The organism is Microbacterium sp. 69-10 (assembly GCF_001897945.1).
Taxonomy (GTDB): domain Bacteria; phylum Actinomycetota; class Actinomycetes; order Actinomycetales; family Microbacteriaceae; genus Microbacterium.
Genome location: NZ_MKRT01000030.1, coordinates 29,924 through 38,312, shown reverse-complemented (window position 1 = coordinate 38,312; position 8,389 = coordinate 29,924). Strand labels below are relative to the sequence as shown.

The 8,389-nt window shown below is 70.2% G+C and carries 11 protein-coding genes; 4 read left to right on the top strand and 7 right to left on the bottom strand.

Translation table 11 applies throughout. The features are described 5' to 3' along the window. The 3 genes from BGN97_RS16640 to BGN97_RS16630 all read right to left on the bottom strand — a co-directional run. On the bottom strand, nt 1-886 hold an 886-nt coding region (locus BGN97_RS16640; protein WP_292703999.1), incomplete at its 3' end, for a carbohydrate binding domain-containing protein. 258 nt (nt 887-1,144) lie between these two features. Beyond that, a complete protein-coding gene (locus tag BGN97_RS16635; protein WP_292703996.1) occupies nt 1,145-2,563 on the bottom strand; it encodes an MFS transporter in 1,419 nt (472 codons plus the stop codon). Beyond that, the gene (locus BGN97_RS16630) at nt 2,560-2,739 is read right to left on the bottom strand and encodes a hypothetical protein (RefSeq protein ID WP_292703994.1); all 180 of its coding nucleotides are present in this window, start codon (nt 2,737-2,739) and stop codon (nt 2,560-2,562) included. Before BGN97_RS16630 ends, BGN97_RS16635 begins: the two co-directional genes overlap by 4 nt. 42 nt (nt 2,740-2,781) lie before the next feature. Here BGN97_RS16630 and BGN97_RS16625 point away from each other — a divergent pair, with 42 nt between their 5' ends. After that, nucleotides 2,782-3,879, top strand: coding sequence for a PQQ-dependent sugar dehydrogenase (locus BGN97_RS16625; protein WP_292703992.1), 1,098 nt, complete (start codon nt 2,782-2,784; stop codon nt 3,877-3,879). A gap of 3 nt (nt 3,880-3,882) precedes the next feature. Here BGN97_RS16625 and BGN97_RS16620 read toward each other — a convergent pair whose 3' ends face one another. Next, nucleotides 3,883-4,266, bottom strand: coding sequence for a hypothetical protein (locus BGN97_RS16620; RefSeq protein WP_292703990.1), 384 nt, complete (start codon nt 4,264-4,266; stop codon nt 3,883-3,885). Further along, on the bottom strand, nt 4,263-4,904 hold the full coding sequence (locus BGN97_RS16615; RefSeq protein ID WP_292703988.1) for an acyl-CoA synthetase: 642 nt from the start codon (nt 4,902-4,904) through the stop codon (nt 4,263-4,265). Before BGN97_RS16615 ends, BGN97_RS16620 begins: the two co-directional genes overlap by 4 nt. A 161-nt stretch (nt 4,905-5,065) precedes the next feature. On the opposite strand from BGN97_RS16615, the gene BGN97_RS16610 reads away from it, so the two are divergent. Further along, a complete protein-coding gene (locus BGN97_RS16610; protein WP_292703986.1) occupies nt 5,066-5,395 on the top strand; it encodes a helix-turn-helix transcriptional regulator in 330 nt (109 codons plus the stop codon). Nucleotides 5,396-5,407: 12 nt separating this feature from the next. Here the strand turns inward: BGN97_RS16610 and BGN97_RS16605 are convergent, their stop codons facing one another. Together BGN97_RS16605 and BGN97_RS16600 are read right to left on the bottom strand one after the other, a co-directional pair. Next, entirely contained in the window at nt 5,408-5,995 is a 588-nt protein-coding gene (locus tag BGN97_RS16605; protein WP_292703983.1) for an ATP-dependent Clp protease proteolytic subunit, read from the bottom strand. Further along, nucleotides 5,992-6,675, bottom strand: a complete 684-nt coding sequence (locus BGN97_RS16600; RefSeq protein WP_292703980.1) for an ATP-dependent Clp protease proteolytic subunit — start codon at nt 6,673-6,675, stop codon at nt 5,992-5,994. The genes BGN97_RS16605 and BGN97_RS16600 overlap by 4 nt, the downstream gene beginning before the upstream one ends. Before the next feature lie 602 nt (nt 6,676-7,277). On the opposite strand from BGN97_RS16600, the gene BGN97_RS16595 reads away from it, so the two are divergent. Both BGN97_RS16595 and BGN97_RS16590 read left to right on the top strand, forming a co-directional pair. Further along, nucleotides 7,278-7,931 (top strand): hypothetical protein, encoded by a 654-nt coding sequence (locus BGN97_RS16595; protein ID WP_292703977.1) that lies wholly within the window; start codon nt 7,278-7,280, stop codon nt 7,929-7,931. A gap of 180 nt (nt 7,932-8,111) precedes the next feature. Beyond that, the coding region (locus BGN97_RS16590; RefSeq protein WP_363331449.1) for an EamA family transporter at nt 8,112-8,389 on the top strand (278 nt) is incomplete at its 3' end.

The window sequence follows — 8,389 nt, the reverse complement described above, 5'->3', positions numbered from 1 at the left end:
GGCCTGGCTCGTAGTCGGGGTGGGCCGTCGCACCGAACAGATTCGTGGATGAGGTTGGGGCCGTCGAGAGGCCGGCGATCACCGCCAGCGAGGTTTCGGTGTAGAAGGTCCCCCCTTGCATCCGCAGCGTATAGTAGCCCGCGGGAAGGGTGTTCAGGTCGAGGCTTGCGGCGCCCGAGCCGGAGACAGTCGCCGTGCCCTGAAGCGCGATCGCGCCGTTCTGACCGGACACGTTCCATCCGACGGTCGAGCTTGAGGCGACGAGGTTGACGGTCGCAGCTCCCGGTGCGAAGACCAACTTGGAATTCGTGATCGTAATGCGGTCGGAATACGTCTCGAAGCCCGCGTTCGCGAGCAGATTCGCGGAACTCCCTGATGCGGTCACCGAGAGGTCGTCGAGCCAGAGAGTACCTGTGTCCTGACCGATGAGCGTGAATGGCAGGCTCGTTTGGCTGGCGCCCGAGGTGAACGTCCAGGTGAATGCGGTCCAATCGTAGGTGCCACCGGCGAAGTAGCGCGCCTCGGCCCATGTCGGGTCGAGGATGATCCGGTTGGCATCGTTCCCCTGGACGCTCTGCGCCTTGACCCATCCGCTGATCGTGTAGGTCGTCGACGGGGAGATGGTCAGGGGCTGGGCGACGCCGCCGTAGGAGTTGCCGGCGCGGGCGCTCGTGTGCTGGATCTTGAGCGAAGCCGTCCCCCCGTGCTTGTTCGCCGTGTCTACCCCGACGGTGAGCTCGGCTCCTCCATTGGAGTAGGACGTCCACGATGGGATGGTGTGCTTCTGAATGACGGCGGCAGAGGCGCTGCTCGCACTTGCGGCGACAAGAGCGAGCGCAGTCAATATTGCCAGGGTGGAGCGCAAGCGAACACGAGCACGGTTCATTGTGACCTTCCAAGTTAAGACAACGTTGTCTACGGGTAGACTAGCCACCCACTCAAGCGCGGTCAAGAGCTTGTCTCCCGCGATCCGGCTCCGCGGCCTCACATATGCGACCAAAGCAATCGAACCGCGGACCGCCATCACCGGTCAAGGCCGAGAACGCCGGGTGATGACATAGAAGTCCGCGCTAAACCCGTTCACGATATTCTTCGAGTGATGCTAGACCGGGGCCCGGCGCCTGGCGCCGCCGCGCCGCACGGCTCAGGCGTCGACGGGGGCCGGGTCCGGCGGCATGAACAGCAGGGCGACGAGCGTGATCGCGGCGGTGACCGCCGCGCCGACGAACACCCAGGTGGATGCCGAGATGATCGTCGCGGGATCCTGAGGGCCCGCACCCTGCGCGATGACGGCGTTCGAGATCGCACCGAGCACCGCCACCCCGACCGCGCTGCCCGCCGAGCGGGCGAAGGTGTTCATGCCGGTGACGGCGCCGCGCTCGCCCCAGCCGACCGACGCCTGCGCGGCGATCAGCACCGGCGCGGACGCCCAGCCCAGCCCGAAGCCGAGCACGAACGCGATGCCCGCGAGCAGGTACACGTTCGGCCAGGGCCCGCTGACCGCCAGCCCGATCGCCGCGATCGTGGCCGTGCACATGCCGATCAGGGCGGTGCGGCGGAATCCGATGCGCAGGTACAGGTGCCCGACGTTCGCCGCGGCGAGCGGCCAGCCCAACGTGAGAGCCGCGACGGCGAGTCCGGAGAGCAGCGGGGCGATGCCGAGCGAGCCCTCCAGGTAGGCGGGCGCGAAGCTGGTGACGCTGATCAGCAGCGCGCCGATCCCGAACGACACGATCGTGGTGCTGAGGATCAGGCGCCGTCCGATGAGTGCGAAGTCGATGATCGGCTCGGATGCCCGGCGCTCCACGAACGCGAAGATCACCAGCGCCACCGCTCCCCCGCCGAAGCAGATCGCGCTCGGCACCGAGACCCACGCCCACGCGCTGTCGCCCTCGAGCAACCCGAGGATGATGCCGGTGAGGCCGACCGTGAGCAGGGCGGCACCGCCGAAGTCGATGCGGTGCCGATGAGGCTGCTTCTCCTCGTGGTAGCGGCGCACCAGCATCCATCCGGCGAGCGCGCACAGCGGGATGTTCACGAAGAAGATCCACCGCCAGGCGTCCAGCTGGGCGAAGATGCCGCCGAGCGCCGGGCCCACGACCGAGGCGATCGCCCACACGCTGGCCAGGTAGCCCTGCACCTTGGCGCGCTCGGGGACCGTGTAGATGTCGCCCACGATCGTCATCGACATGGGTCCGACCGCGCCGGCGCCCAGTCCCTGCACGATGCGGAAGATGATGAGCCACAGCATGCTGCCGGCGAATCCGCACAGCACGGAGCCGAGCAGGAACAGCGCGATGCCGAGGAGGATGATCGGCTTGCGCCCGATCATGTCGGCGAACTTCGCGTAGATCGGCACGCTCACCGCCTGCGCGAGCAGGTAGACCGAGAACAGCCACGGGAACTGGGTGTACCCGCCGAGGTCGCGCACGATGCTGGGCACCGCCGTGGCGAGGATGGTCGCATCGATCGCGATGAGCCCGGTGGCGAGCATGAGCGCGCCGAGGATGGGGCCGCGCTCGGATCGCAGTCCGACAGTGGCGCGATCGACAGAGGCGGTCATAGCAGGATCAAGTCTGCCCCCATGCCCGGTATTCCCGCGTCCGCTTCCTGGAACTCGTCGAGCGCACCGGTCAGCGACGAGTGCACCAGTTGCCTGCGCGGACAAGTGGTGCGCTCGGCGGCATCCGGTGCACTCGGCGGCGTCGCGCCGCAGCAGGCGCTCTGGCGGATCGCCACGGACTCGGGGATGCTGGAGGGATCGGATGCGAGGAGGCGGCCATGCGCAAGGATCACCGCTCCGTACGCCTCACCGCTGCGATCGCGGGCATCGCCGCGGTGCTCGCCCTGGCCGGCTGCACGGCGTCATCGACGCCGTCGCCGTCGTCGCCATCGCAGCCGGAAGGCCCGAGCGTCCTGGCCTCAGGGCTGGAGGCGCCCTGGTCGATCGTGGTGCTCGACGACGGTGGCGCCCTCATCTCGCAGCGCGACGACGGGAAGGTGCTCGAGGTCACGGCATCCGGCGTGCTGCGCACGGTGGGCACCGTGCCCGGCGTCGTGTCCGGCGGCGAGGCGGGGTTGAACGGCCTGGTGGTACGGGAGATCGACGGCATCCGCTGGCTCTACGCGTACCACGCGACGGAGGACGACAACCGGGTGGTGCGGATGCCGCTCACCGGGGAGGCGGGATCTCTCCGCCTGGACGCCGGCCGGGTCGAGGACGTGGTCACCGGCATCCCGCGAGCGGCCAACCACGACGGCGGACGCATCGCGTTCGGTCCGGACGGGATGCTGTACATCGGCACCGGCGACGCCGGCCGGCGCGAGCGCGCCCGGGACCGCACCTACCTCGGCGGCAAGATCCTGCGGGTCACACCCGACGGCGATCCGGCTCCCGGGAACCCGTTCGGCACCGCGGTGTACTCGCTCGGTCACCGCAATGTGCAGGGTCTCGCCTGGGACGACACGGGAACGCTCTGGGCGAGCGAGTTCGGACAGGACACCTGGGACGAGCTGAACCGCATCGAGGCGGGCGGCGACTACGGCTGGCCCGACCATGAGGGAAAGGCGGGCGCCGCGGATGTCATCGACCCGGTCGCCGTGTGGAAGCCGGCGGATGCCAGCCCCAGCGGCATCGCGATGGTGGACGGCACGCTGTTCATCGCCGCCCTCCGCGGGGAACGGGTCTGGTCGTTCGACCCCTCGCATCCGGACACCGAGCCCTGGCGGGCGAGGTTCACCGAGGAGTACGGGCGCGTGCGCGACGTCGCCGCGGGCCCGGCGGGCAGGCTCTGGCTGCTCACGAACAACACCGACGGGCGGGGTCAGCCGCGCGAGGGCGATGACCGGCTCGTGCAGCCGGACTTCGTCGAGGGCTGAGCCTCAGGCGCCGGAGGGGTCGGGCCCCTCGGTGCCGTCGATCCCGGCATCCGCCACCGCATCGCCCCCGCGGGACTTCTTCTGCTTGGGGTCGAGGAGCACCGGCTTGTCGATGGTCTTGGTGACGTCGGCAGGGTTGACGGCGAGCATCAGCATCGCGAGCACCAGCAGCGTCACGATGAAGCAGATCCCGCCCACGACCAGGCCGAGGGTGAACGGCGGCAGGTCCTTGTACGTGCCGTTCGCGATGGCGCTGTTCACGCGCGCGGTGAACCCGCCGGTGGAGAAGATCGTGACCAGCGCCGCGAAGACGCCGCACGCCAGGGCGATGCCCAGCAGGTGCAGGGGGCGCAGGATCTCGCGTCGCGTCGGCTTCTGGTCGGTCATGCGTGTCCTCCATGGTCGGCCAGACGGTCCGCGTCGGTGCCGGTCTCGGCATCCGCCGTCTTCTTCGCGCCCGGGGTGAGCCCCGCGATGCCGAGGAAGACCGCGACGATGGCGGCATAGCCGCCGAACAGCCCCACGCCGATGATGATGCTGGTCAGAGTAGAGGTGACGCCGCCGGCGAGCACCGACTCCTGCACGAATCCGGCCGGCACCAGCGCCAGCAGCAGAGCGAGGAGCAGCCCGAGTCCGCCGACGAGCACCGCATCGCGGGCGCCATCGGTGCCCTTCGAGCGGATGCCGGCGATGAGCTCGACGAGTCCGGTGGCCGCGGCCCAGGCGATCACGAGGGTGAAGAACAGGCCCTCCGAGCGCAGCCCCGGAATGCCCCCGAACATGCCCGCCGCGAACGACACAGCAGCGATGATGACGGACGGCCAGCGGTGGCCGCTGGGGTGCACGATGATCGCCGCCAGCAGCTGCACGAGGCCAGTGGAGAGCGCGAATCCGGCGAACACCGCCAGCCCGACGGCAGCCGAATGGTCGGGCGAGAAGGTGATCATCACGGCGGCCACAGCCGCCAGGGCGGCACGGGTCAGCTGCACGTTGCGTGCAGTGAAGGTGCGGGTGGCGGCGGGCATGACAGTCCTCGGATCGGTGACCCTGCCAGTCTACGCCGGGAGGCTATGAGCCCACCCGTCGCGAGGGCAGGCGGGGACCGGGCACGCCCCTGTCGCGCTTCGGCATTCTGCTCTGGGCGGAAGGGGTGGATCCTCAGCGGCGGCCGTGTTTACCGTGGGCCATGGCCTCGATCCTCCCCTTCCCCTCGCCCCGCACCCCTCGTCAGCCCGAGCCGCTGTGGCGCGAGCTGCTCGGCGCCGAGCTGCGCCGGCTGCGCCACGAGCGCGGTGACACCCTGACCGAGACCGCCGAGGCCGCCGGCGTCTCGCCGCAGTACCTGTCGGAGATGGAGCGGGGCCTGAAGGAGCCGTCGAGCGAGATGATCGCGGCGGTCGCCGGCGCTCTGGACTCCTCCCTGCTCGAGCTCACCAGCGCGGTGGCGCAGGGCCTCCGGCCCGCCGAGACCGCCGCGCAGCCGGCCACCGGCGGTGCGTTCGCCCTCGCCGCCTGAGGCATCCGGCGGTCACCGCGGCGCGAGCACCTGGTCGATGAGGCCGTATTCCAGGGCTGTCTGCGCGGTGAAGACCCGGTCGCGATCGGTGTCGGCGCGCAGCGCCTCGACCGTGCGCCCGGTGTGATGCGCGAGCACCTGCTCCATCTCGGAGCGCACGCGCACCACCTCGTCGGCGGCGAGGATCAGGTCGGGCACGGCCCCGCGGGTCTGCGCCGCGGGCTGGTGCAGCACGATCCGGGAGTGCGGCAGCGCTGAGCGCATGCCGGACGCACCGGATGCCACCAGCAGGGCGCCCACGCCGATCGCCTGGCCGACGCACGTGGTCGTGACGCGTGGGCGGATGTGCTGCATGGTGTCGTAGATCGCGAGGGCGGCGCTCGGGTCTCCCCCGGCGCAGTTGACGGAGAGCTGCACGTCGCTGTCGGGGCTGTCCGCGTCCAGGTGCAGCAGCTGGGCGATGATCGTGTTCGCGACTCCGGCATCCACCTCCGTTCCGAGGTAGACGATCCGCTCCGCGAGCAGATGCGAGTAGACGTCCATGATCCGGTCGCCGCGCGGGTTCTGGGCGATCACGTTCGGGATCGTGTAGCCGCTCATCGCGACTCCTCCTTGTTCGGGTGGGTGGGGGCGGCACTCGCCACCCTCTTCTCCGTGACGGTGCCGGCACTGTCGGCACCCAGCCCGATCCGCGTCCGGCGCCGCGGGAACACATCGGCGAGCGAGGTGACGACGCCGTCGATGAAGCCGTACTCCAGCGCCTCGTCCGCGGTGTACCAGTGGTCGTGCAGCGAGTCCTCGAACACGCGCTCACGTGGCTGCCCGGTGTCGTCGGAGATCAGGCCGATCACGGTGTCGCGCATGTGCCGGAGGTCATCGGCCTGCACCTCGATCTCTACCGCGGAGCCGCCGATGCCCGACGACCCCTGATGCAGCAGGATGCGCGAGTGCGCCAGCGCCCGCCGCTTGCCGTTCGTGCCTGCCGAGAGCAGGAACTGCCCGGCGCTGCAGGCGAGTCCCAGCGCGACAGTCGCGACGTCGTTGGGGATCGCATGGATGATGTCGCGGATGCCGAGCATGGCCGGCACCGAGCCGCCGGGCGAGTGGATCCAGAGCGCGATGTCGGCGGCCGGATCCTCGGCCGCGAGGCTGAGCAGCTGGGTCATCAGCAGGGTGCCGTTGTCGTCGTCGAGCGGGCCGTCGAGCACGAGGACGCGCTCGTGGAACAGCGCACGGCGCGCCTCGGCGCCGAACTGCGGGATGGGCTTGTCATCGGTCATGGCTCCAGCGTGCGTCCGACGGGTCGCCACTGTCGCGTGAATCCGCCCCGGGCGGATCCGCCGTGGGCGGAGCAGCGGATGCCCCGGTGCTGCGGCCTTCGCACCACCGCGACGAGCTCGCGAGGGAAGCATCGCGCAGTGGAGGGCCGGCGGCATCCCCAGAAGCCGCCGGCCCGTCCGTGCGCCGGGGGGAAGCGCACAGGGCCGAGCGCGCGTGCCGACTGGCCCTGTCCGCACGTTCTCGGGGGCCCGCGGCGCCCACTCCCCAGCGGAGACGCCGACCTGACCCGTGTGCCAATCTATGCGGGAGACGTTCACATACCGGGAGGGCTGCTGTGACGGGGCACGCGACTTCTCAGGACCGGTCGGCGGAGACGTTCGCCGAGGTCCTGAGCACGGCCATACGAGAACGCGGGATCACACTCTCCCGTCTGCACGCCCGGCTCGCGGAGCGCGGCAATCCGGTGTCGAGGGCGACGCTGAGTTACTGGCGATCCGGTGAGCGGCGCCCCGAGGGGGCGCAGTCACTCGCGGCGATCGGCGATCTCGAAGAGATGCTCGATCTCGATCCGGGCACACTGCTCGATCGCCTCGGGCCTACGATGCGGACCGGTCCCCTCGGCTCGACGGCGTTCCCCTTCGATGAGGATCCGACCGAGCAGCGGGTGCGAGAGACATTCCTGGCGATGGGCGCCGCGTACCCCGATCCGACCCGCGAGCTCACGATCCACGCCGTGACGGATGTCGGACCCGACGGACGGGTGCTACGGCGCACGACCCGGATGGTGGTGCAGGCGACCTCCGGGGTCGTCGCGGCCATCCCGTTCGTGGAGATCACCACGGGTGAGCCCACCCCGCAGCCCGGCTTCGAAGCGCTGGGCGGTGGCCGCATCTTGGTGCGGCACACCCACCCCAGCCGCGAGGTGCACGGGTTCATGTTCGAGCTCGACCGGCCGATCAGCAGTCCCGAGACGACGATGATCGAGTGGGCGGTCGTGTACCCCGCCGGGTTCCCGATCACCGACGGCACCGGTCACGGGGTGGCCTTCCAGTCGCGCGAACTGCTGCTGTGGACGCGATTCGATCCGGGGTGGGTGCCGGACTGGTGCGAGGAGCTCGAGGAGACGCCCGCCGGCCTGACGGTCACGCCGCGGGCGCTGAACGGTGCTCTGTCGCTGCACGCGATCCGGCGCGGCTTCGGGCCCGGCGCACTGTCGATCCGCTGGGGGCAGGGAGAGCGTCCGGAACCGAGCTGATCCACGCCAGCGCTCGCCCCTGCCCGCAGCATCCGGCGCCCCTCGCCCCCGCATCCGAGGCACACCTGCACGATCGGGGAACACCTGCACGACCGGATCGCGGAATCGACCGTGCATCCATTCCCGGACCGTGCATCCGTTCCCGCGCCTCGGCGTCCCCCGGATGCGGGAGAATCGGCTGTGCCCTCGAATCTCCGCTGGATGCGGCTGCGCCCGCAGGAACTCGCCCTCATCGCCATCACGGCGGTCTGGGGCAGCACGTTCCTGCTCGTGCATTGGGCGATGCAGCACTCCGACCCATGGTTCTTCGTGGGGCTGCGGTTCCTCGTGGCGGGTCTGGTCAGCATCCTGATCTTCCGTCACGCGCTGCGCGGGATGCGCTGGACCGACATCGCCGCAGGCGCCTCGATCGGCGTGATGATCTACGGCGGCTACGGTCTGCAGACCGTCGGCCTGCA